Here is a 23,815-nt window from a genome sequence, read left to right as displayed (position 1 = left end):
AACATGAAGAAATCTTCGTTGCTTTTATTGTTTCTTTTTTTGATTTTCTTTTCAATCCTGATTCATGCAAATCAATTAAAGTCTCTTGTACCTACTCTGGATGATCGCTCGGTCACGATAACCATGACCTTCAGCTCTGCTTTGAACGAATTAGATTACAATATCCAATCCAACCCATCAAAAACCGTGTACTCGTTGACGCTTTACGGCGTTAGTGGAAAAAACATGAACCTTCCATTAAGAGCCGGACCGGTCGAAGGGCTCTGGACGAGAGATCTTGGGGACAGAATGTCCCTTAGCGTTGCATTACTGATCCCGGCAAATAAAGAACCCGAGGTATTGTTGAAAAATAATACGCTCATCCTTCGTTTCTGGCGATCAGCAATCGAGGTATCAGTTGACCGTTTCAGCACCTACAGCATGAACCTCCAGACGGTATTGACCTACCTTTTCAGTGACGAGGTTCTGAATCTCTCCCACGTTATCACCGAGAAGGTTGGAAAACTCCCGGTAACCGTAGGATTCACCTCCTCACACCCCGAAGATATTTTGCGGAACATCCTCATTTCTCTCGGCAGTCAGATTGCCTATGCCTATCTCACAGATGGAACGTTTTATATAGGAACCCCTGAAGAGGTCAAAGATGTTGTTAACAGGTTCTGGAAAACGTACATCGGCGTCGACATAAAGGTTGGAGAAGATGGGCAAAACCAGCTCGAAGCCATTAGAAAAGCTTTACCGGTGGAAGCTTTTCTGGAATATATTCCAAACGAATCCACTTTATTAGCTTTCGGAGATCTCGAAACCCATCTCCTACTTTCCAACCTTCTAACCTCATCCTACATAAAAAAAGAATATAACGTGGAGCTTTTGAAGCTTCCATCAGGAGAAAAAACTCTTGATTACTTTTACAAAATCGCCTCTGAAGTCAACAATTTTCTCTGTGATGGCTCTGTAAAGATAGACTCCTTACCCGAATTTAATAAACTGATTCTGTCAGGAAGCGCCAGAGATGTAAACATCATCATCTCATACCTGGACAGTTATAAAAAATCTTTGCAGAAAGATCTCGAACAATCGAAACCGAAGATCTTAACCGTAAAACTTCCTGACAACTTTAAGATCGTCGAGGACGTTATAAACCGCAATAGAACTGAGAAAATCACTCTTGCAAGTCTTATCGAAAGTTTGCTCAGTAATTATATTCCCGGAGAGCAACTACAAGTTGACCGTACCTTTGAATCTCTCGGAAAAATAACCTTAACCTTCCCGGAAGCTATGACGGATATAGTCAATGAAATATTGCGAGACATCACCCTGCGCTCACAGACAATTGGTTACAGAATACTGCGGGATACCGCTCCCATAGACAATGAAATCATCATGCAAATCGAGGATTTAACTGGAGTAATCATCGAATCACTGGGCGAAAATAATGGTTACATCATTAAGGGAGAGAAAAATAAGCTCGATATTGCAGAATATTTGATCTCACAATTCACAGAAGCATCACACGGAAAAATAGCGCGCAGATTTATAGAGATAAAAACTGCAGACGCTTTCGATTCCGTTAAAAACTTCCTTGAACATTTCTTCGCCACTGAAGGATTGAAACCAGAACAGTATACTATAGACGCAATAGCTGAAAGACTCGTATTTATCTCTGCCCCTGAGGAAGCTCTTGAACGCGCTCTTCAAGAATTGGGAAAATATGAGAAAGTTTTCTTCCCGGAAACAGGAGAATACTTTATAGAAATTCCTGAGAACGTTTATGAAAGCGGTATAAAGGATTTGATATCAACCTTATACACAGGAAAAATCGATTACACCTACATTCCTTCAATAGAAATCCTCATAGTACGTGGAAACAAGAATGATCTCACCAGTTTACAAAACCTGATTAAACAAATGACACCCAAGATAGAATCACATCTCGGATTGAAAACTTCCCCGATCGAAGAACGCAAGATCTCCAAACTCATAAAGTCACTCCCCGGTTGGGACGACGAAAAATTCAATACCTACCTTGAAAGTTACCTTGGGGAAGAGGCTTACAAAAGAATCAAAATAATTCCAACCACCGGTGGATACCTTGTTATCGGGGATGAAACCACCGTTAAGGTTGTTGAAAATGAGATAGAACGCTTACGAGAGCTAGAGAATCCGTATTATCTAATCGTTGAAAGACTCCCACGGATCGAGCAATTCAACGATCTGTTACTTCGAATGGGCATTACCGTTGAAATATTCCCTGTAAATTCAAAATATATCCTTGCAGGAACAAGAGATAACGTCTTGCAAGCAAGAAATCTTATAAATCAAATTGAGATGGGAATTCCAGCAGAAACAACGGAAGGTACAACAACATCAACTATAGTATTCAGTTTCGTCGACATTCCTGAAGATTCGATAGAAGCCATTCAGGCCATCATCACAAAGCTTGGAATCAATGTAGAAATCATGAAATCTCCAACAGGTCCGCTACTAATTGGAACTCCAAATGAAGTAAAAAGGGCCACGGAAGTAATTGAGTCTGTTCTTTCAAAGCGAAGAGAAGAAGTTGAAAAAACCGTTAACAAAGGATATGCAATATTACCAAAACTCGCTAATCTGGACCTTGGAACTGTGAAAACCATAGCCTCAAGTTTCTCATACAATTTGAATATCATAGAGGCAGCAGGAAAAGTAATCGTTATAGGCACTCAAAAAGATGTTGAAGACTTCATACCGGTGTATAAAGAACTCGAAAGCGACGGTGAAGGAAAGCTCTTAACACTCGATAAAAAAGTTGCATATTCTGAACTCGAAAATGTGATCAAGACTCTTGGATTCTCTGTTTCGATCGTTGAGACCCAGCATAAAATAATCGTTTTTGGAAATCCAGAAGACGTTGCCGCAATTCAACGCCTCGTCTCAGAACTGACACCAGAAGATACAGAACCTGCTACAACTGACGTATTGCCTCTAAAAAAAGATATAGCGGTTCTGACAAACGTAAACATAGAAACAGATAAACTCTCAGCCTTATTGAATGATATGTCAATCAATGTAAAACTCTATTCCTTCAACAACGGACTCGCTATAATAGGCTATCCGGAGGAAATACAAAAAGCCAAAGAGATAGTTCAGCATCTAAGCGGTCTTCCATCTCTTAAAACCAATGTTTACAAATACATAGAAACAACTGAGCCCATGAATCAGGAATTCCTTAGAACAGCAGCAACTTCCCTGGACTTACAGGTAACCTTCCTGTTTATCAAAGAAAACGGAATCATTGTTGTAGGTTCCCGAGAAGATGTTGAATCCATGGTTGAATTTATAAACGGACTTCAATCCCAGATAAAAGAAGAAGAATTTTCTTACGCCCTGGTATCCAGGCCAGGTATAGATATCACAAATCTTGAACAGATATTCGAAGGTCTCGGACTGAATCTAACCGTACATGAATTACCAGACTCACTCGTTTTAATTGGTTCCCGTGCAGATCTTAAAAAAGCCAAATCCTTCCTGGAACAAATACAATTCTCATCTCAAGAATCAGCAGAAGGTACAAAAACAACTTATTCATTGATCAACATTCCCGAAGGCTTTACAACAACAGATATCCAGACCATTGTTAGGAAGATAGGGATAAACGTGGAGACCATACCGGCAGGTACGGCAGCTCTGCTTGTCGGTGAAGAAAGCGCCATAACAGATGCCAAAGGCGTCATCTCCACCCTGTCCGCACTGGGAAAGAAGCCAGCGGAACTGGTTGAATACAGCTACAAAATAATCACGCTGCCGATCGGTGTGACCCCTCAGGAATTGAGTACCTTCTTCGAAACCATAGGGCTCAACCTGAAGACGCTGGAAATCTCCGGTTACGTCGTACTCGTGGGAACGGACGAAGACATAGCAAAAGGAGAAGAAGCTATCAAAGCGCTTGCACCGAAAGAAACAGCCGAAGCGACACCGGTGAAGAAAGAATACACGACTATCTCCGTACCTGAGGGCTTTACCCTTGAGAGCCTGCAAACGGTACTGAGAAAGATAGGGATAGAGGTAGATATAACAGTAGCCGGTGACGTTGTGGTAATGGTTGGCGAAGCAGAAAGCCTCGCCAAAGCCACCGAGGTCATAACCAGACTGCACGGGCTGAACAAACGGCCACAGATAAGCAAGATAGAATACGCCGTTCTGGAAGCCCCGATAGGTCTTGACCTCAACACGGTGAAAGAAGCACTCAACGCACTGAACGTGGCCGCACAGATACTCAAAACAGACGACAAACTCATAGTGATCGGCACGAGCGGCGAAATAGAAGAAACCAAAAACATGATAGAACTGCTCAAGCCGGAGATAACAGAAGAAGCAACGAAAGTAGAAGAGAAGACATACACTCTGGTGAATCTGCCGGAAGGACTCAGTATAGAACAACTACAGACGATAACACGAAAGATAGGGATAAAGACAGAGCTCGTAGGAGCTGCCAACACTGTACTCGTTGTAGGAAGCAAAACAGAGATACAGAAAGCCCAGAACGTCATAGCGACGCTCGCAAAACTGAGCACGAAACCAGAAGAAATGGTGAAGCTCAGTTACAAAATAGAAGAACGTGAAACGACACTGACGGTGAATGAGCTGAACGAATTACTCAAAAAGGTAGGAATAGCTGCAGAAGGAATAGAAGTTTCCGGTAAATTTGTACTCATTGGACCGGAAGAAGAGATAACGAAGGCGGAAGAAGTCCTGGTAGCATTCGAGAAAGATACACCTGAGGCGACAGAAACCAGGAAGGTATACGAACTGGTAAACATCCCCGAAGGTTTCACAACAACAGATATCCAGACCATTGTAAGAAAAATCGGAATAGATGTTGAGACGATACCGGCAGGTACGGCGGCCCTGCTGGTAGGTGGAGAGAGCGCCATAACGGACGCCAAAGGCGTCATCTCCACCTTGTCAGCACTGGGAAAGAAACCTGCAGAACTTGTTGAATACAGCTACAAGGTTTTTGAACGCCCGGGGCAGATAGCTCTCGCTACATTGAGGGAGTTGTTAACCTCCGTTGGTCTCGACGTAAAAGCCATTGAAATTGGTAACTCGCTGGTTCTGATAGGAACAGATTCAAATATTTCAAAAGCCATTGAACTTTTGGATTCTCTCAAGGTAGATAGCGCGGAAACAGGTCACCAAGAGCTCGAATACTCTATCGTAGAATTACCTGAAAATATCGATCCAGACCAATTAGAGAAGGTCCTCGAAGTATTACAGATATCCGCAAGAATTCTCCAACTTGGCGATTTCATGATAGTCACCGGTGATGCAACAAACCTTGCAGATGCCGAAAGACTCATTAAAAAGGTTGTCGATTCAGCTCAAGCCACTGAAACGACGGTGGTCAGCAACGAACTGAGCTATAAACTAATCACTCTGCCACCCGGAAGTTCGTTGGATGAACTCAGCTTAATAGCTAAAACTCTCGAACTAAAACTGAAAATTCAACCGATAGGCAACCAGGTTCTCATCGCTGGTGATCTCAACGAGATAGAGTATATTCAAGACATAATAGAAAAAACAGCAGTACCTGAAAAACCTGAGGGTCAGAGGAACGTCAAACTTTTACAGAAATTGCCTGGTATCGATGCTGATACACTCAAAAAATATCTGTTGAGTAAAGGGATAGCAGTAAGTGATGTTTTTGACGTTGATAATGGTTATCTAATCTTTGGAAGTGATTCTGCTGTTGAACAGGCCCAACAGCTGACAAATTACCTCGCTGATAGTACCAAACGTTCCTACGAGTTTGTAGAAGTACCTGAAAACATCTCAGAAGAGCTTTTGAATACCCTTGCTGACTCACTTATGGTGGATATAGGAATAACCAAAGTCTCTGAGAATACCTTCCTTATAAGCGGTAAAACCGAACAAATTCTGAAGTTCAAAGAGACTCTCTCCGGTCTTTACTCTCTAAAAACAGGTACTCTCGCTTATCGGATAATTAAAAAGCCAGGTATTCAACTTCAGCAGCTTGAAGAGATTTTTAGCGGTTTGGACTTGAGGGTCAAACTTCTTGAAACAGAGCAAAATCTCGTTATCATTGGCAAAGAAAATGATATCGAGAGGGCTAACAAGTTAATAGAAGAATTGACGACAACGTACAATACATCCGCGGCAACTGAAACTAACATAGTTATCTCCGAGTTGCCAAGACTCCCAGGTTGGACTCTGGAACAAATCACTGAGTATTTGAAAGCAGCAGATATTTCACTGAGATCTCTTTTCTCCTACGGCGATAAAGTCATAGGAATTGGTTTTTCAGAACAACTCGAACGTGCCAAAGAACTACTGAATTTCCTTGTGAAAGATCAAAAAACTGAGTTCACAAAGATAGAAAAATCGTTGGCAACGGCAGAACAACTGAAAAACGTTGTGGATAGCATGGACGTTAGTGTAAACATCATAGAGCTGGAAAACGCGTGGCTGCTGATTGGAAATAAAAATGCTCTTGACAAAATCAAAGGAATAATAGAAGGTGCTCTAACTGAAGAGAAAGATTACCAAAGCTACATTTATAACGTAACGAATGTCTCGACAGAACTGGAGCTTTTCATGGAAGCAACTTTCCCACAGGTTGAAACAAGAGTATTCAAAAACCTTGGTGTCATAGTACTTAAATCTAAAGACCAAGAAGCTCTGGCAAAAGCTGAGGAACTAATCAAACAAATTCAATCAAAAGATGTAGAGATTTCGCCAGAAGACAACTTCATGGTTAAAGACGGACTAATCTACGTTTACGCTGAAAATGCGAATCTTATTGCTGTCATGAAACGCATTGCTAAGAGCCTCGGTATCTCCCTCATGGTCCCGGAAGAATTAGATGAAACCTTCACATTGACGTTGGAAGGTGTGACCTGGGATACCTTTGTTGCTGCTATTCAGGAATGTGAACCCGTAAAAGTAGAAAAGGTTAATGATATATACATAGTGAGAAAAAAAGAGATAGTTTCTGAAGCTCCAACTGATGATGCAACAGGAGAACAAATTTACCGCGTTTATCACAACATCGAAGAACTCAAAACTCTTATTGAATTCTACGGGGGCACGGTGTATGCAGATTCCGTCAATGGGATTTTGGTTGTGAAGGGATTACCCAAATCCAGAGTTCTGGAATTAATGGAGCAGGTAAGTGGGACCTTTACATCACCGAAAAAACAGGTGAAGATCGAAACAAGGATCGTAGATAAATCGTTGCTGGATGATATCACCAAGCAGTTCAGTACCAGTTTGGGTTTTGAACAGCCAAATATCCTTTTCAGCTCTGGGTCTCTGAACCTCAGCTTCAGTATTCTTGATAGTGTGGATTTCGCAAAGCTGCTCAAAAATCTCATAACTGGTTCTGCCACAATAACAGCACAACTTGAAAAATCCAATGTTGATGGTAGCATAATCTCCAATCCATCTATCGTAGCTTTGAGTGGTGAAGAAGCAAGAATCCATATAGGTGACACCATACCTATATTGCTCAAGAAGATCGATCCAGCAACGGGAAACATTGTTGAAGAACTCCAATATCTTGAAACCGGTGTTGAAATGACGATAACACCAACGGTAAAAGACGACGGCACCATATTGCTCGATCTCTACATAAAGGTCAGTGAACCCCAACCCTACGCCAACGATCTCTACGGTGAAAAAACCAGAGAAGCAAAAACAAAACTTGTTATCTCCGATGGTAACACCCTGACGATAGGTGGCCTTGTAAGCGAAAGAGAAAACGTGAGCGTTACCAAGTTGCCTTTCTTTGGCGATTTACCGTTCATTGGGAAACTTTTCAGGGCCGAAAAGACAACGAAAGAACAGAGGGAAATGGTCATATTCATAACGGCGAAGGTGGTGGCCCCATAATGGATAGGAACCCGGTCTTTGCCGGTAGATTTTACGCTTCCAATGCTGAAGAATTGAAAAAGCAGATAACTGCATGTTACGATCACCCCGTAGGTCCGGGTGAATTGCCCGGACCAGTTTTTTCTTTTGCGCTCAAAAATGCTGGACTCATTACTCCACACGCAGGTTATATGTACAGTGGTCCTGTTGCGGCCCACGGTTATCTGGAACTGTCGAAAATTGGTAAACCCAGAAAGATAATCATTATAGGCCCGAATCATACAGGTTATGGCGCGCGGCTGTCCATATGGCCTGAAGGCAGCTGGCATACTCCTCTTGGAACATTACGAATAGACGAATCCCTTGTTGGTGAACTAGTAAGGAATTCCCAGGGTGAATTGAAACCGGACACTTCCGCTCACCTTTACGAACACTCCATTGAAGTGCAGCTTCCATTCATCCAGCACATCTTTGATAACGATCCCACAATCGTTCCAATAATAATGACAGACCAAAGCATAAACGCCGTAAGAACTTTGGTAGAAGCCATTTCAAGCATTCTAAAAAAAGAAGAAGGGATATTTGTTATCGCGTCTTCAGACATGAACCATTATGACAATCACGAAACAACACTTAGAAAAGACGAACTTCTCATAAAAGCTTTGCTAACAAAAGATATTGACAGAATTTATCAGGTCGCCCGGGAAAACCGAATAACTGCATGTGGATTGGGACCAATAGCAGTGGTTCTGAAACTTTTCGACGAACTGAAAATATTAAAGCATGCCACGAGCGGCGACGTTTCTGGAGATAAATATCATACAGTGGGCTACCTTTCTGCCATCCTCAGTTAAATTTTATCCAGAAAATATTTCCTTCTTTTGAGATATCCAGGTAAACATCCCATCCCGCTTTTCTAGCCAATCGTCTCGCGATGGTTAAACCAAGTCCATGACCTTTTTTTTCTTTATCCAGCCTGAAAAACGGCTCAAATATTTTTTCTTTATACTCCTCGAGTATCTTTGGACCGTAACTCATAACACCTATTTTATTGTTCTCAACAACAATCCTTATCGGCAGATTCTCCGGAGAAAACTTGTTTGCGTTATCAACAAGTATATTGAGGATATTTTCTAAAAGTCCATCGGGAATTTTCAAAAACGGGTCGGCTTTACAATCAACTTCTATCTTCCTATTCGGTAATCTGCCTTTAAGTTCATCAATATAGTCATTAAGAAAATCACTCGCCTGTATTTCCAGCATCTTGGAAAGGTCGATAGGTTCGTTAAGATTGAGAAACTTCGATACAAGATCATTCAGTTCAATAGCGGTTCTTTCAATTCTTTCTAGAGATTCATAGGCTATATCCTCATGTTGCAACCCCCAGCGCCTCAGCATTCCAACATATCCAATAATATTCGCCAGAGGGGTTTTTAATTCATGAGCAGCACTTACAGAAAATGCTTTCTCATCTTCAAGAGCATTTCTTAATCTAAGAATCATTTTATTAAGACTCTTCGTCAGCTCCAGCATCTCTCCGCTCAATCCTTCTTCAGGAAGTAATCCTTCCATCTCTCTCGATATCTTTTCGGCTCTCTTTATAATGCTTCCAATACTCTTTATGAACCGTGAACTGAAAAGGAAAGAAAAGAAAAGGATTACACCTGCACCTATCAACCAGACGATGAAGAACAATCCAGCTGTACGTTTTAAAAGTTCGACAATATGATTCGCAGGTTGAATAGCAACAATAATTCCACGTGTTGTTTTCAATTGTGTCTTTAAAAAGTATTCACCATTAAGATCGAATATCTTTTTTTCTGCAGAGAGCACCAAAATCTTTTCAACCTGTTCTCCAATTCCAAGAGCATCCTGAATAACCTTATACTCATCATTCCTAAGGATAATAACCGTAGCGGGAATTCTATTAAACATCTTTGGAGGAATCGTTTGAAGAATTTTTTCATTATAAACACGATCAATCTGTTTCAATGCGATAAGGGCATTCCTGCTGGTACTGACAATAACAACGCGATAAACGGTCGCATACGCCAGCAAAACAACTATCAGCGACGCGATAAGACTTATAACCGTCATCCAGAAATTAGCCCTCAACTTTGAGTACATAGCCAACTCCTCTCACAGTCTCAATCTTTATCTTCAAAGGTTCTAATTTTTCCCTGAGATACTTTATATAAACAGGTATTGTACTCTCGCTTGGAGCTCTTTCCTGTCCCCAAAGAACTGCTATAATCTGATCTTTTTCGACAACGGTTCCCGTGTTCGAATAAAGTATTTTAAATATTCTGAATTCAAGGGAAGACAACCTGACTTCGATTTCACCACTCCGCAGGGTTCTGCTTTTATCATCTATCTCAATGCGGGAAGATATATCGGATAGCCTTTCATTATTCTTGACCCTTTCATGTAAAAAAGCCCTGCGTGCAAGAGCTTCTATTCTCGCCAGTAATTCCTCCATGTCAAAAGGCTTAGTCACATAATCATCAACACCAAGCCTGAAGGCTTTAAGCTTGCTCTCTTTGTCATTTATCACACTTAATATAATTATTCCGGCACCCGGAAAGATCTCCCGAAAAGCCACCAGCAATTCAAAGCCATCAAGTTGAGGCAATAAAATGTCGAGCAACACTATATCCGGGCAGAAATCCCTGTACATCCTTAATGCATCTATTCCTTTTCCAGATGTTTTCACTTCATAACCATAGTGAGTTAATTCTAGATTTAGCAGCCTTCTCAAACCTTCATCGTCCTCAACTACCAGTACTTTCAAATATTGCCTCCTTTCCGCATCTCTTCAGATTTCGGCAGAATTAACATGATATAATTTAATGGGAGGTGATCAGGTGAGATACCTGGTTATTATACTGATTTTAAGTTTCTCCACCCTTTTAACAGCTTCTCCTGTACTTGGATTCGAAGCCGGACATTTTAATTCTATACCAAATACTCTCGATCTCAATCTTTATTATGATGGAATAACAATAAAATACTTCAGTCCAACATCACTAAAATTATCAAGCGGAGCCGGTCTTACCTTTGCACTCATTGAATCTCGTTCTTCTCAAGAATTTCTTGAGAATCCCATCAATTTGTTTCTGAAATTTTTATATATCACCGCTTACGAATCATCTCCCGAAAAGATATTCAGCATAAGGTTCTGCTTCGCAACTGGCTTTTCAGTTATAGGATTCAAACAAATGGGGACATTCTTAAGCCTAACCCCGGGACTTGCTTTTAATTTGAACAATCTATCTTTCGCATTTAATTTTGGGATAGAAACACAGATTCTCGACGGAAACACTCTTAGTTTATGGTCTGTATCGATGGAAACGATGTACAGTTTCTGAGGTGATTAAAATGACCGAACAAGCGATTGTAAAAAAGGTAGAGCAAGAATATGCGATATTAACGAAATCACGAGAAGAAGCCTGTGCGATGTGCGCAGCTAAGAATATGTGTAGCGTATCCAATAGCACCACAGGAAAAACAATGACCATTAGAGCTATGAAAAACGGTATCGATGTTAAACCCGGTGATATTGTAGAAATAGAGGTTCCTAATTTTTCCGCAACCAAACTCGCCTTTCTTCTTTATGGACTCCCCCTAATAGCATTTATCATTACTATGATGGGATTGGTTTCTCTGGGAATCTCGGAGGGATTCGCTGTTATCGTTGGTCTGCTGGCTGTTGCTGGAGTTTATCTGTTATTATCGATCTATGACAAAAAAAACAGAGAAAAACTCATGCCACGTATACTCAGGAAGGTGGGTAAAAGCAATGGTTTTTTCACTGCTAGATGAAACCCTCCGGCTTATCGAATTTGATCATGTCCTGGAGAAGATTTCCCTTCATTGTTTCTCCACTTACGGCAAAAACGCTTTCAAAATTCTTTCCCCCGCTGAAAAACCTTACGAAAGGCTGGAAAGGGGAAAAGAATTCTTTGAACTTCTGCTCTACGAAGGTGAACCACCAACGTCTGGTATCCATGATTTGAGCATAGAGATAGAAAGAGCATCATCAGGGAGCATCTTAAGCGGACAGGATCTGAGAAAAATCTCCTCCACTCTTAAATCTCTTTGTAGAATTAAGGAATTCATCGAAGCTGTTAAAGAAAAATACCCGGAAGTCTGGAAAATAGCTGAAAATCTTTATTGTGAGCGCGGATTGGTTAATGAAATAGAAAAAGCCATAGATGAAAATGGAAATGTAAAAGACAACGCTTCTCCGGCATTAAAAGGAATAAGAAGGGAACTGACAAGCTTAACAAAAACCCTCAGAACAAAACTCGATAACCTCATCTCGCAATATCAAGAAAACCTGACCAGCAGCAACCTTGTTACCCGTGAAGGAAGATACGTCCTGCCACTGCTGGCTGCCAGAAAGAACCTTTATGAAGGAATCATACATGGTGCGTCCGCAAGTGGTGCTACCGTCTATTTTGAACCAAAGGAGCTGGTATCTCTAAACGATAGGCTCAAAATCCTTTACTCAATGGAAGAAGAAGAAATACACAGGATACTTAGAAACCTTACCCAAAAATTCTTCCTTTCGCTGGAACGCTTGAAAAAAAACATTGCAGCTATCTCAGAATTGGATGTTCTCTACGCAGCTGCAATCTATGCGAAGAAAAATCGAGCGATCTTTATCTTCCCCAATACCGAATTTGAATTTGATCTGATAAATCTAAGACATCCTTTGATCCCTTCTGACAAAGTTGTACCAATAGATTTTCAGCTTCCTCCTGACAAAAGTGCCGTCATAATAACAGGCCCAAATACTGGCGGAAAAACCGTAGCATTGAAAAATATTGGTCTTGCAGTTGCATTAACGATGTGCGGCCTTCCAGTTCAAGCAGCTAATGGATCAAAAATTCCATACTTCGATAAACTTTTCGCCGATATAGGAGATGAACAATCAATTGAACAAAGCCTCAGTACGTTTTCTTCTCATATGAGCAGGATCGTGAAAATACTCGAAAATGCTGATAGAAATACCCTGGTTCTCCTCGACGAGCTGGGCGCTGGAACCGACCCTGTGGAAGGCGCGGGACTTTCCATGGCTATAATAGATAAACTTCTGGAAAAGAAATGCAAAAGCGTAATAACCACTCACCTATCCCCTCTGAAAATGTACGCCATGGAGAAAGAAAAAGTCCTCAACGCGAGTGTCGAATTCGATGTAGAAAGTCTGAAGCCTACCTATCATTTGATTATAGGTGTCCCCGGGAGCTCGAACGCAATCCAGATTTCCAGAAAGCTCGGGCTTTCACAGGAGGTGGTTAAAAAAGCCCAAAGTTACCTTACCTCAGAAACTGTGGATTTTGAAAAACTCATTTCCAAACTGCATAGGGAAAGATCTACGGTAGAAAAACTCAAGCGGGAACTGTTAAATGAAAAACAAAATCTCAAAGAACTGAAAAAAACCTATGAGAAAAAACTCGAGCTACTGAAGAAAAAGCGATACGCCGAGGTTAGCGAAGAGTTGAAGGAACTTGAAGAGAAAGTTACCAGACTCATGAGTGAAATCGAAAATGCAATAAACCTCTCGCGTTCCAGCAGAGAAAAAGATAAGGTCGAAGCTGTGAAAAAACTCCAGAAAGTTCGTAAGGAAATGGACGCCGGGAAGTTAATAAGTCGAGAAAAAACCTTCAAAAAATTCAAAACAGGTGAAACGGTGAAAATAATCGAAACAGGTTTAACAGGAGAAATAATTGATATAGATGAGAACCGGGCAATTGTAAAATCCGGCCGATTGACTCTGGATCTCCCTCTAGAAAAACTTGAACACGCTGATACCCCCACAAATCTGACCGACATAAGTAGCGATTCTTACACCCCTTCAGGATCCCGTGGATTCACCGCAAAGGAGATTGACATTCGCGGTATGGTCACTGAAGATGTTCCATTCGTCCTCGATAAATTCATCAATGAGTTACTTAACGAAGAGCTCAGAACAGGGTATATAATCCACGGGAAGGGCACGGGAAAACTAGCTGAAGCCGTCTGGCGTTATCTAAGAAAATCAAAGAAAATTAAAACCTTCAGAGTGGGAACCCCTTCTGAGGGTGGCCACGGTGTAACGGTGATAGAGGTGTGATGATGTTCAGCGTTGGGACAGATATAGTAGCCATCTCGAGAATTTCCGAAGAATTGGCGGAAAGAATTCTGAGTGAAGAAGAAAAAAAGATCTACAACAGCTTCAAAAGCGTAAAACGAAAAAAGGAATTTGTGGCTGGAAGATTCGCTGCCAAAGAAGCCTTTATAAAAGCTTATGGTGAAAAAAATTTAGATTTCAAAAAAATAGAATTTCTAAAAGATGAAAACGGGAAACCTATCCCCGGAAAGAAACTCAAAAAACTACTTAATGATATTGAATTACAGGTCAGCATATCCCATGAAAAAGAGTATGCCATTGCGGTTGTAATTGTACTGAGGAGGGATGAAAAATGAGAGCCCCCCATGATGTAATTGAACGGGCAAAAAAATTGAGAGAAGAACTGAATTACCACGCCTATAGATATTACGTACTGAACGATCCAATAATCACCGACGAAGAATATGACAGGATGTTAAAGGAGCTCCAGGAACTTGAAAAAAAATACCCGGAGCTAATTACTCCTGACTCTCCAACCCAAAGGATTGGGGCTAAGCCCCTAAATGGCTTTGAACAGGTCATTCATTCTTCCAGGCTTTACAGCCTGGACAATACTTATTCTGAAGAAGAACTCAAAGGCTTCGATAGAAGAATAAAAAAATTACTCAATGTCGAACAGCTCGATTATGTGTGCGAACTAAAAATAGATGGGCTTTCCGTTACCCTAAGGTATGAAGAAGGAATTCTCGTTTTGGGAGCTACCCGGGGCGATGGTACCGTTGGAGAAAATGTCACAAAAAATATCAGAACGATAAAGTCAATACCCTTGAGACTAAGAAAACCACTTACGATAGAAATAAGAGGAGAAGTTTATCTCCCCAAAAGCGAATTCAAAAAAATAAATGACGAAAGGGCCGAACAGGAATTGCCTCTCTTTGCCAATCCGCGAAATGCAGCCGCTGGAACGCTAAGACAACTTGATCCAAAAGAAGTAGCCAAAAGAAATCTCGATGCCTTTTTCTATCAGATAGTTTCCCCGGAGAACTATGAATTAGAAACTCAATGGGAGGTTCTGCAGTTTCTGAAAGAAATTGGTATGAAAACTGAACCACATGCCAGGCTGGTCAGCGATATCTCAGAGGTTATCGAGTTCTGGAAAGAATGGTCCGAATCGAGAAATAACTTAGACTATGCAATAGATGGACTCGTTGTTAAAGTAAACAGGATAGAATTTCAAAATAAGCTTGGTTACACCGCCAAAAGTCCACGCTGGGCAATCGCTTTCAAATTTCCAGCCGAGCAAGCACGAACAAAACTCCTCGATGTTACCTTTCAGGTTGGAAGAACAGGTGTAATAACCCCTGTAGCTGAACTGGAACCGGTTAAACTTGCCGGAACAATTGTTAAACGTGCTACTTTACATAATTTTGACTACATTCGAGATAGGGATATAAGAATCGGTGACACTGTAATAGTAGAAAAAGCTGGAGAAATAATCCCGCAAATCGTTAAACCAATAGCCGAAACCCGATCGGGCAAAGAAAAAGTCATTGAACCTCCATCAAGCTGTCCAGTTTGCGGTGGAAAGGTTGGGAAAGCAAAAGAAGACGAAGTAGCTTTACGCTGCCTCAACCCTGCTTGTCCTGCTAAGACGGAAAGGAGGATTTTGCTGTTCGTTTCACGTAATGCTATGGACATAAATGGACTCGGAGAGAAAATGATAAAAAGGCTCGTTCATTCGGGACTTGTAAAAAGCCCGGCTGACCTCTATAAACTCACCCCTTTTGATCTTGCGCAACTCGGCAACGGAATAGGAGAAAAAACCATAAGGAACTTCTATAAAGAACTTGAAAAAAGTAGAAAAAGACCTTTGCACAAGCTTCTTGCCGGGCTTGGCATTCCAGGTGTCGGAGTTAAACTCGCAAGGGATCTGGCGGAACATTTTAAAACCCTTGATGCACTTCAAAATGCAACAATCGACCAGCTTCTTGAAGTTCCGGGCATCGGACTGGAATTGGCAAAAAACATAGTGGAATTTTTCAACCTTCCAGAGATAAAGGAAGAAATTGAGCACCTCAAGAAAGAAGTTAATACCTCAGAACGTTCCTCGAAAAAAGAAGAGCTTCTCAAAGGGAAAAAATTTGTGTTGACCGGAACCTTGAAGAACTTCACCAGAAAAGAAGCGGAAGAACTCATAGTCTCTCTGGGAGGAAAAGTGAGTTCCAGCGTCTCAAAAAATACCGATTTCGTGGTCGTTGGAGAAAATCCTGGTTCAAAATTTCAAAAGGCCAAAGCCCTAAACGTCAAAACAATAAACGAAGAGGAATTCATTAAGTTGATTCGGGAGGGAGAAAAAAATGATATATCTTGATAACAACGCTACAACCAGGCTTGCTCCTGAAGTCCTTGAAACCATGACACGCTATTATATGCAAGATTACGCGAACCCCAATTCTATCCATTCCATGGGACTAACCGCCAGCATGGCTATGGAAGAAGCTAGAGAAAAAATAGCCAATCTTCTCGGTACAAACCCAAGAGAAATATTCTTCACTTCATGTGCAACTGAATCGATCAACTGGGCATTACGAACCGCTACCAGTTTCAGAGGAAATAGAAAAAAAGTTATTACAAGCTCCATAGAACACAAAGCGGTCTTAAACACCTTGAAAGATCTCAAAAATACCCACAATATCGAAATCATTCAGGTACCCCCGGAAAGGAACGGTATCGTCCTTGCTGAAAAAATATTGAAAGAAATCGATGACAATACTTACCTTGTCTCTTTGATGGCGGTTAATAATGTCACCGGAGCGATTCAACCCTTTGAAGAACTAGGAAACCTTCTTGCGAAAAAAGGAATTTTTTATCATATAGACGCGGTACAAACTATAGGAAAAATACCTTTCAACTTAAAAAAAGTGACATGCGATTTTGCAAGTTTCAGCGCTCATAAGTTTCACGGTCCGAAAGGTGTGGGCATCCTCTACGTTCGTAAAAACACGAAGCTGCGTCCTTTCATCACCGGAGGCGGACAGGAAAGGGGCATGCGTTCTGGAACACAAAACGTTCCCGGAATAGTTGGAACAGCTTTAGCATTAGAATTAGCTGTCAATTCACTCGAAGAAACCTCTACCCGTCTCAATCAATACAGAAAAATCATCATCAAAACAGTTAAAGAAATAGGCGGTGTAGTAAATACACCTTTCGAACATTCTATTCCTAACACTCTTAACATCTCTATTCCCGGAATAAGGGGAGAAATTCTGGTAAATGCTCTCTCCGATGAAGGAATTTGTGTGGGAACTTCTTCCGCTTGCTCTTCACGAAGCGATGGTGGTCAATACGTCTTAGAAGCAATGAAGATCAATCCTGAACAGACCGCGTCGGCAATAAGAATAAGTATGTCACGAGAAAATACTGAAAAGGAAATTCTGACCTTTGTCAATGTCCTAAAGAAACTGGCCGCCGCTTTGAAATTTTGACTCTAAACGGGTATAATTGTTCACAGTCAGATATAATTCTCTTTGAGGTGATCTAATGATTAGAAGTATGACAGGATTCGCAAGAGCAGAGGAAGAAAAAGGCGGAATACTATGTTCCGTTGAATTAAAGAGCGTTAACTCTAAACACCTGAACATTGATGTAAACACAGGTGGAAGATTCACCGAACTCGAAATCAAAGCCTCCAGATTCTTGAGAGATCACCTCAGAAGGGGAACAATCAAAGCATACATAGATATTCTGTTCATGGATCAGGCCGATGTAATTCAACCAGATATGGGAATGGCAAGCGCTTATTACAGAGCTTTAAATCAACTCGCTGATAAATTCAAAATTGCTGACAGGATAAGTCTCGATGTAATGACGAAAATGAAAGATATATTGAGGTACAAAGTCTCTCCAGAGTTGATGGAAAAAATATGGGACTGTGCTAAGATCGCTCTGGGAAAAGCGGTGACGGACTTAAACAAAGACAAAGAACGAGAAGGCGAAAACCTTTCTCAAGCCATACGCTCCTATCTCACCAGTTTGAGACAAATAGCAAATTCTCTAAAAGAGGAATCCAAAGGATTTCTGGAATTTTATCGTGAACAGCTCAAAAAGAGAGTGGAAGAAATTCTCAATTTTGAAGCTGATAAGAATAGATTGGAGCAGGAAGTGGTAATCCTCGCTGAACGCGCCGATATATCTGAGGAGATAGTAAGACTATTCTCACACATAGATTCCTTCGAAAAGCTTCTCGATAAAGATGGCGAATGTGGTATTCAACTTGATTTCCTCTGTCAGGAAATGCATCGCGAATTTTCTACCATAGCGGCTAAATCAAAGAAACTGTCCATAACATCTCTTTCAATCGAAGGACGTACGTTGGTAAATAAAATCAGAGAACAGGTGCAAAACATAGAGTAGGAGGTGCAGAGAGTGTACGGACTTATCAATGTTGGGTTTGGAAACGTAATCATTGGGGATCGTGTTATAGCGATTGTTAACCCTGAATCAGCTCCCTTGAAAAGACTAAAAGAGGTTGCCAAAGAGGAAGGAAAGCTAATAGACGCTACTTACGGTAGAAAAACTCGTGCTATTGTAATCACTGACAGTAACCACGTTATTCTCAGCGCAATTCAACCAGAAACAATCGCTTCTCGTTTCATGCAAACCTTCACGGACATCGAGAAACTTCTCGAAGAAATCAGACAGGCGGAGAGACGGACGGAAGAATGAGGGGAACAATTTATGTAGTCTCCGGTCCTTCCGGAGCTGGAAAAACATCAATTTTGAAAGAAGTCCTAAAAAAAATCCCGAATCTTACATTTTCTGTTTCTTATACAACGCGCCCCAAAAGGCCTGGAGAGATTGATGGGGAAGATTACTTTTTCGTTAGTAAAGAAAAATTTGTGGAACTGGTAAATAGTGGGGAATTTCTTGAATGGGCGGAAGTCCATGGTAACCTCTACGGAACATCAAAAAGTTTCGTTGAGTCAAAGATTGAAAAAGGGATAAACATTATCCTGGATATTGATGTTCAGGGTGCATTGTCTGTGATGAAAAAACTTCCCGACGCTGTTACCATATTCATATGCCCTCCATCATTCAAAGATCTGAAAAAGCGCCTTGACAACCGGGGCACTGAAAAAGAGAAAGATCGGGAAAGAAGACTCAAAGATGCCAAGTGGGAATTATCCCACATTTCAGATTTTCAATATCTGGTAGTTAACAGAACTTTAAACGAGTCGGTAAAACAACTTGAAGCAGTAATAATAGCAGAACAACTGAGAGTTGATAGAATAAAAGATCATATGGGACTACAGGACTTCTTTAAGGAGAGTGATAACGATGTCTGTGATAATTAATTACGACAAACTTCTCAAAAGGATAAGGCATAAGTACGCTATCCCTATAGCCGCTGCGCGTAGAGCCGAGGGTCTAAAAGACTTTGGTAGGCCAAAACTCGACCCCCAAATGGTGAAACAAGCCGGCGACAAGATAAACATTGCCCTTAAAGAATTGGAAGAGGGTCGCATAGTCATCAGAAACGAAGAAATGTTGAAAATCCTCGTCCCAAAGGTAAAATGATGGAAAGCAGATTTCTGAAAGGTAAGAACATACTTTTAGGTATAAGCAGCGGCATAGCAATCTACAAAGCTGTTGATCTTGTAAGTAAACTGAGAAAATTAGGGGCAAATTTAGCAATAATTATGACACCAGAGGCTCAAGGAATGATCTCTGGTGTTGTTTTTTCCGCTGTCGGCAACTGTCCGGTATACACAGATCTCAACGCTGTAGAAAAAGGATGGATTCCACACACTGAGCTTTCCCGTTGGGCAGATACTTTAATCATTGCACCAGCAACAGCAAATACTCTAGCAAAAATAGCTCACGGGATAGCCGATAATCTTTTGTTGTCAACAGTATTGGCATATAACGGGAATAGAAAGCTTCTCGTTCCTACCATGAACACAAGGATGTTCGAGAATGTAACAACACAAAGGAACATCGCCATCCTTAAAAATAACGGCTGGTACTTCATCGAACCGGAAGAAGGCCATCTTGCCTGTGGCGAAACCGGTAAAGGCCGCTATCCAGATAACGACAAAATAATTGAAGAACTGGCATTTCTTCTTTCTCCGAAACCCCTTTCTGGAAAGAAAGCGGTTGTCACTGCGGGTCCCACAAGAGAATACATTGACACAGTAAGATTCATAACCAACCGTTCTTCTGGAAAGATGGGTTATGCGATAGCTCGTGCTCTCAGATATATGGGAGCAGAACTTGTACTCATAAGCGGCCCAACGAATTTAACACCACCTTACGGGATCAAAGTAATAAACGTTGTTTCTGCCTCAGAAATGGCTGAAGCTACAATAACCGAAGTAAAGAAAGCCGATCTTCTTGTTATGACTGCTGCTGTCGCTGATTACACACCGGAGAAAACTTTGAGCGCGAAGCTAAAAAAGAGTAATAAACCATTACAACTAAACCTCAAAAGAACTAAGGATATATTGAGCAGTCTTGACAAATCTAATGGCAAAATATTCGTAGGATTCAGTGCCGAAGATTCACAGGTCTTTGAAAGATCACAGGAAAAACTCAAGAAAAAAGGGTTGAATATGATCATCTTCAACGACATATCCAGAAAAGACATAGGCTTTGAATCCGAACTCAACGAAGTGGGAATAATATATGACTCAGGAGATTTTGAAATGCTACCCCAAATGTCAAAAGCTGAACTGGCTTATGAAATCGTGAAAAGAATAACTGACCGTTATTTCAAAGAACACTAACTAATTTGATCACTGGAAACAAAAATTTTTTCTGGTATCTTGACAGCTTCTTATTGACCGTTTATAATAAAAACCGAGTGTCGAGCCAACGTAGCTCAACTGGCAGAGCGGCTGACTTGTAATCAGCAGGTTGGGGGTTCGAGTCCCTTCGTTGGCTCCACACAGTTAGCGGTGGTAAGGTGCCCGAGTGGTCAAAGGGGGCGGACTGTAAATCCGCTGGCGGAACGCCTACGGTGGTTCGAACCCACCCCTTACCACCATTGTTTATGTTATATATGAATAAAAAAACGGATGAGGTGACACGATGGCCAAGAAAACGAAAAGCAACAAAATACTCGTGACACTCAAGTGTACTGAATGTGGTACCAGAAACTATTATCGTTTCAAGGACAGAAGAAAAAAGTATAAGCTCGACAGCAGAAAATACTGTCCGAGGTGCAGAAAACACACATTGCACAAAGAATCCAAATAATGGACGTTTCATTCCTTAGGAGGAGATTGAATGGCACAAAAGAGTTTTTGGAGATTCATCACCGAGGTTAGGCAGGAAACCAAAAAGGTAACCTGGCCAAATAGAAAACAGCTTCTTTCTACAACTGGTGCTGTTATGGTTGTTCTCTTGGTCTGCGGTATTTTTCTCGGACTTCTCGATATTATTTTTACTAATGTCATAGGCGACCTTCTTAAGTTCCTCACAGGTGGCCTATAATAATGAATACCGCAAGGTGATATCTGGTGCGTAAAAAGTGGTACATAATTCAAACTTATTCCGGACTTGAAAATTCTATTAAGGAAGCTCTGGAAGCAAAAGTTCGCTCCTATGGTTATGATCATCTTTTCGGCAGAATCCTTGTCCCGGAAGAGGTAAAGCTTGACAGAACCTCCGCGGCGGCGGAGAAGCATATTGTCTCATCTGACGCCGAGCTTCTTGTATCATCTAACCAGGATGTCAAGAAGGGTGATCCCATTGCCAGAGAGCCAGAAGCAAAAGCGAAAAACGACGGTGTAATAAAAGAGATCAAGAATTACCGGGTGATCTTCATAGAAACAATAGACAGGCGTTATACTAAAACCTATTACATTCCTGAAAGCGCAAAAGTCGAAACAGGGATTAAGGCCGGTGCACGAATTCGTCAGGGAATGCCTCTGGCGAAGCAGGGAGATTTTTTCTGTGAGCTTGATGGTAGAATCGTCTTCACCGAAAAGATGAAACGTATCGTAGTTGAAAAAGATAACGGCGGAGAAGACGTCTACATGGTCTATCCGAAGAGCTATGATCCGAAGATCATCAAAAAAGGCGCCAAAGTCAGCCGCGGACAGAAAATAGCCGATTCGAAAACCATATATTCCAAGATTGATGGGCGTACAGAGATCGCTGAACTACCCGGTAGAAAAGAGATCAAGATCTTTAAAATCACCCGCACAAGGCTTTACCCGGGATATATCTTTATCGAGATGATCATGACTGACGAGACGTGGAATCTCGTCAAGAGTACACCTAATGTTGTCAACTTCGTCTCAAATGGCGGACAGCCCATAGAACTAAAGCCCAAAGAGATCAAGGCGCTGTTAAGATTGGTTGGGCTCGAGGAATACGAAGAAAAAACTAGACCAATCAAGGTTGAGGTTGATTTTGAAGTCAACGAAATGGTTCGTATAAATTCTGGACCTTTTGAAGACTTCGTAGGTAAAATCACAGAGATTGATCCTGAAAGACAGGAAGTTAAAGTCGTTGTCAGCATATTCGGCCGTGAAACACCAGTTATGCTAAACCTGTCAGAGATAGAAAAAATTGTTTGAAGCATTTTGAAGCATCACGATAAATACGTGGGAGGGAATATCCCGCTAAAACCACAGGAGGTAGTGAAATATGGCTAAGAAGATTATTGCAAAAATCAAGTTGCAGCTCGAAGCCGGAAAAGCAACACCGGCTCCACCTGTTGGTCCCGCATTGGGTCAGCACGGTGTTAACATCATGGACTTCTGTAAGAAATTCAACGCTGTCACTGCTGATAAGCCAGGAATGGTTTTCCCGGCCGTTATCACCGTCTACGCTGACAGATCCTTCACTTTCGAACTGAAGACGCCACCTGCCAGCTTCTTAATACTGAAAGCTGCCGGCATCAAGAAGGGCTCCGGTGAACCCAACAAAGTCAAAGTTGGAAAAATCACCAAAGCTCAGGTGGAAGAAATAGCCAAAATCAAGATGCCCGATTTGAACGCCAGGACTCTCGAAGCTGCTATGAAGATCATCGAGGGTACGGCAAGGAATATGGGCGTCGAGGTCGTAGACTAAGGAGGGATCTGTATGCCTAAAAGATCAAAAAGGTATCTCGAAGCTCGTAAACTCGTTGACAGGACAAAAGCCTATACAATCGATGAAGCCATTGAACTTCTGAAACAGATGCCGTCAGCAAAGTTCGATGAATCAATTGAGCTTCATATAAAGACCGGGATTGAACCTTCCAAATCTGATCAGCAGGTGAGAGGTACGATAAGTCTTCCCCACGGAACCGGTAAAAACGTAAAAGTTCTCGTATTCACACGCGGAGAAAAGGTTGAAGAAGCAAAAGCCGCAGGAGCTGACTTTGTGGGTTCCGACGAACTCATCCAGCAAATCCAGAAAGGATGGACAGATTTCGATGTGGCTATTGCCACTCCTGACATGATGAGAGAAATCGGTAGGCTCGGAAGAATTCTCGGTCCAAGGGGATTAATGCCTTCCCCCAAAGCCGGAACGGTAACAACAGACGTCGCAGAAGCTGTTAAAGCCTTCAAAGCTGGACGAGTCGAAATCAAAAACGATAAAACCGGGAATCTTCACTTCCCGATTGGCAAAAAATCCTTTGACAGCGAAAAGCTCAAAGAAAACCTCGTATCCGCACTCGAGCAAATCTCTAAAATGAAGCCAGCAGCCGCCAAAGGACGCTTCATCGTTAAAGTGGTCGTTGCACCAACAATGGGCCCTGGTATAAAGCTCGATCACCAGAAAGTAGTGGAATAACAGAATTAAAAGTGGTAGAATAAAGAAGTGAAAGTGAATATG

General features: G+C 41.5%; 20 protein-coding genes and 2 tRNA genes. 20 read left to right on the top strand and 2 right to left on the bottom strand.

The features are described from left to right. The first annotated feature begins 3 nt into the window (after nucleotides 1-3). Complete coding sequence (locus tag KOLE_RS09400) at nucleotides 4-7,890, top strand: type II secretion system protein GspD (RefSeq protein WP_015869185.1); 7,887 nt, start codon at nucleotides 4-6, stop codon at nucleotides 7,888-7,890. After that, on the top strand, nucleotides 7,890-8,723 hold the full coding sequence (gene amrB / locus KOLE_RS09395) for an AmmeMemoRadiSam system protein B (protein WP_015869184.1): 834 nt from the start codon (nucleotides 7,890-7,892) through the stop codon (nucleotides 8,721-8,723). The genes KOLE_RS09400 and amrB overlap by 1 nt, the downstream gene beginning before the upstream one ends. Here the strand turns inward: amrB and KOLE_RS09390 are convergent. Both KOLE_RS09390 and KOLE_RS09385 read right to left on the bottom strand, forming a co-directional pair. Further along, entirely contained in the window at nucleotides 8,716-9,996 is a 1,281-nt protein-coding gene (locus KOLE_RS09390; RefSeq protein WP_015869183.1) for a sensor histidine kinase, read from the bottom strand. The two genes, amrB and KOLE_RS09390, sit on opposite strands and share 8 nt — an antisense overlap. Beyond that, a complete protein-coding gene (locus KOLE_RS09385; RefSeq protein ID WP_015869182.1) occupies nucleotides 9,974-10,660 on the bottom strand; it encodes a response regulator transcription factor in 687 nt (228 codons plus the stop codon). Before KOLE_RS09385 ends, KOLE_RS09390 begins: the two co-directional genes overlap by 23 nt. Before the next feature lie 73 nt (nucleotides 10,661-10,733). Between KOLE_RS09385 and KOLE_RS09380 the strand changes: the two genes are divergently transcribed. The 18 genes from KOLE_RS09380 to rplA all read left to right on the top strand — a co-directional run bounded on the left by KOLE_RS09380 (nucleotide 10,734) and on the right by rplA (nucleotide 23,773). Next, entirely contained in the window at nucleotides 10,734-11,237 is a 504-nt protein-coding gene (locus KOLE_RS09380; protein WP_015869181.1) for a hypothetical protein, read from the top strand. A gap of 10 nt (nucleotides 11,238-11,247) precedes the next feature. After that, entirely contained in the window at nucleotides 11,248-11,691 is a 444-nt protein-coding gene (locus tag KOLE_RS09375; protein WP_015869180.1) for a SoxR reducing system RseC family protein, read from the top strand. Further along, nucleotides 11,669-13,987: an endonuclease MutS2 gene (locus tag KOLE_RS09370; protein ID WP_015869179.1), complete on the top strand. Its 2,319-nt coding sequence runs from the start codon at nucleotides 11,669-11,671 to the stop codon at nucleotides 13,985-13,987. Before KOLE_RS09375 ends, KOLE_RS09370 begins: the two co-directional genes overlap by 23 nt. Next, nucleotides 13,987-14,340 (top strand): holo-ACP synthase, encoded by a 354-nt coding sequence (gene acpS, locus KOLE_RS09365; protein WP_041288733.1) that lies wholly within the window; start codon nucleotides 13,987-13,989, stop codon nucleotides 14,338-14,340. Before KOLE_RS09370 ends, acpS begins: the two co-directional genes overlap by 1 nt. After that, on the top strand, nucleotides 14,337-16,355 hold the full coding sequence (ligA, locus tag KOLE_RS09360) for an NAD-dependent DNA ligase LigA (RefSeq protein WP_015869177.1): 2,019 nt from the start codon (nucleotides 14,337-14,339) through the stop codon (nucleotides 16,353-16,355). Before acpS ends, ligA begins: the two co-directional genes overlap by 4 nt. Beyond that, entirely contained in the window at nucleotides 16,342-17,469 is a 1,128-nt protein-coding gene (locus KOLE_RS09355) for a cysteine desulfurase family protein (protein WP_015869176.1), read from the top strand. Before ligA ends, KOLE_RS09355 begins: the two co-directional genes overlap by 14 nt. 55 nt (nucleotides 17,470-17,524) lie before the next feature. Further along, entirely contained in the window at nucleotides 17,525-18,397 is an 873-nt protein-coding gene (locus tag KOLE_RS09350; RefSeq protein ID WP_015869175.1) for a YicC/YloC family endoribonuclease, read from the top strand. 12 nt (nucleotides 18,398-18,409) lie between these two features. Next, complete coding sequence (locus tag KOLE_RS09345; RefSeq protein WP_015869174.1) at nucleotides 18,410-18,709, top strand: DUF370 domain-containing protein; 300 nt, start codon at nucleotides 18,410-18,412, stop codon at nucleotides 18,707-18,709. Then, nucleotides 18,706-19,338 (top strand): guanylate kinase, encoded by a 633-nt coding sequence (gene gmk / locus KOLE_RS09340; protein WP_015869173.1) that lies wholly within the window; start codon nucleotides 18,706-18,708, stop codon nucleotides 19,336-19,338. The genes KOLE_RS09345 and gmk overlap by 4 nt, the downstream gene beginning before the upstream one ends. Then, on the top strand, nucleotides 19,322-19,561 hold the full coding sequence (rpoZ, locus tag KOLE_RS09335; protein WP_015869172.1) for a DNA-directed RNA polymerase subunit omega: 240 nt from the start codon (nucleotides 19,322-19,324) through the stop codon (nucleotides 19,559-19,561). Before gmk ends, rpoZ begins: the two co-directional genes overlap by 17 nt. Then, nucleotides 19,558-20,769 (top strand): bifunctional phosphopantothenoylcysteine decarboxylase/phosphopantothenate--cysteine ligase CoaBC, encoded by a 1,212-nt coding sequence (gene coaBC, locus KOLE_RS09330; protein ID WP_015869171.1) that lies wholly within the window; start codon nucleotides 19,558-19,560, stop codon nucleotides 20,767-20,769. Before rpoZ ends, coaBC begins: the two co-directional genes overlap by 4 nt. An 84-nt stretch (nucleotides 20,770-20,853) precedes the next feature. Then, nucleotides 20,854-20,929: transfer RNA gene (locus KOLE_RS09325), tRNA-Thr, on the top strand. A 13-nt stretch (nucleotides 20,930-20,942) separates the two neighbouring features. After that, nucleotides 20,943-21,029 (top strand) — tRNA-Tyr (locus tag KOLE_RS09320). A 44-nt stretch (nucleotides 21,030-21,073) separates the two neighbouring features. Further along, the gene (gene rpmG, locus KOLE_RS09315; protein WP_015869170.1) at nucleotides 21,074-21,241 is read left to right on the top strand and encodes a 50S ribosomal protein L33; all 168 of its coding nucleotides are present in this window, start codon (nucleotides 21,074-21,076) and stop codon (nucleotides 21,239-21,241) included. Nucleotides 21,242-21,271: 30 nt separating this feature from the next. Then, nucleotides 21,272-21,478, top strand: a complete 207-nt coding sequence (gene secE, locus KOLE_RS09310) for a preprotein translocase subunit SecE (protein WP_015869169.1) — start codon at nucleotides 21,272-21,274, stop codon at nucleotides 21,476-21,478. Between the two features lie 26 nt (nucleotides 21,479-21,504). After that, nucleotides 21,505-22,569, top strand: coding sequence for a transcription termination/antitermination protein NusG (nusG, locus tag KOLE_RS09305; protein ID WP_015869168.1), 1,065 nt, complete (start codon nucleotides 21,505-21,507; stop codon nucleotides 22,567-22,569). A 70-nt stretch (nucleotides 22,570-22,639) separates the two neighbouring features. Further along, the gene (gene rplK, locus KOLE_RS09300; RefSeq protein ID WP_015869167.1) at nucleotides 22,640-23,065 is read left to right on the top strand and encodes a 50S ribosomal protein L11; all 426 of its coding nucleotides are present in this window, start codon (nucleotides 22,640-22,642) and stop codon (nucleotides 23,063-23,065) included. A 12-nt stretch (nucleotides 23,066-23,077) separates the two neighbouring features. Next, entirely contained in the window at nucleotides 23,078-23,773 is a 696-nt protein-coding gene (rplA, locus tag KOLE_RS09295) for a 50S ribosomal protein L1 (protein WP_015869166.1), read from the top strand. The last annotated feature ends 42 nt before the right edge of the window (nucleotides 23,774-23,815 follow it).

The organism is Kosmotoga olearia TBF 19.5.1 (genome assembly GCF_000023325.1).
Classification (GTDB): Bacteria; Thermotogota; Thermotogae; order Petrotogales; family Kosmotogaceae; genus Kosmotoga; species Kosmotoga olearia.
This window is presented reverse-complemented; position numbering and strand designations above follow the sequence as displayed.

Bases quoted from the DNA above. Each gene is read 5' to 3' on its own strand.
- KOLE_RS09350 (WP_015869175.1), top strand. From the start codon at position 17,525: ATGATTAGAAGTATGACAGGATTCGCAAGAGCAGAGGAAGAAAAAGGC.
- ligA (WP_015869177.1), top strand. From the start codon at position 14,337: ATGAGAGCCCCCCATGATGTAATTGAACGGGCAAAAAAATTGAGAGAA.
- KOLE_RS09370 (WP_015869179.1), top strand. From the start codon at position 11,669: ATGGTTTTTTCACTGCTAGATGAAACCCTCCGGCTTATCGAATTTGAT.
- KOLE_RS09375 (WP_015869180.1), top strand. From the start codon at position 11,248: ATGACCGAACAAGCGATTGTAAAAAAGGTAGAGCAAGAATATGCGATA.
- KOLE_RS09355 (WP_015869176.1), top strand. From the start codon at position 16,342: ATGATATATCTTGATAACAACGCTACAACCAGGCTTGCTCCTGAAGTC.
- rpoZ (WP_015869172.1), top strand. From the start codon at position 19,322: ATGTCTGTGATAATTAATTACGACAAACTTCTCAAAAGGATAAGGCAT.
- KOLE_RS09390 (WP_015869183.1), bottom strand. From the start codon at position 9,996: ATGTACTCAAAGTTGAGGGCTAATTTCTGGATGACGGTTATAAGTCTT.
- rpmG (WP_015869170.1), top strand. From the start codon at position 21,074: ATGGCCAAGAAAACGAAAAGCAACAAAATACTCGTGACACTCAAGTGT.
- amrB (WP_015869184.1), top strand. From the start codon at position 7,890: ATGGATAGGAACCCGGTCTTTGCCGGTAGATTTTACGCTTCCAATGCT.
- secE (WP_015869169.1), top strand. From the start codon at position 21,272: ATGGCACAAAAGAGTTTTTGGAGATTCATCACCGAGGTTAGGCAGGAA.
- KOLE_RS09400 (WP_015869185.1), top strand. From the start codon at position 4: ATGAAGAAATCTTCGTTGCTTTTATTGTTTCTTTTTTTGATTTTCTTT.
- rplA (WP_015869166.1), top strand. From the start codon at position 23,078: ATGCCTAAAAGATCAAAAAGGTATCTCGAAGCTCGTAAACTCGTTGAC.
- coaBC (WP_015869171.1), top strand. From the start codon at position 19,558: ATGATGGAAAGCAGATTTCTGAAAGGTAAGAACATACTTTTAGGTATA.
- gmk (WP_015869173.1), top strand. From the start codon at position 18,706: ATGAGGGGAACAATTTATGTAGTCTCCGGTCCTTCCGGAGCTGGAAAA.
- rplK (WP_015869167.1), top strand. From the start codon at position 22,640: ATGGCTAAGAAGATTATTGCAAAAATCAAGTTGCAGCTCGAAGCCGGA.
- acpS (WP_041288733.1), top strand. From the start codon at position 13,987: ATGATGTTCAGCGTTGGGACAGATATAGTAGCCATCTCGAGAATTTCC.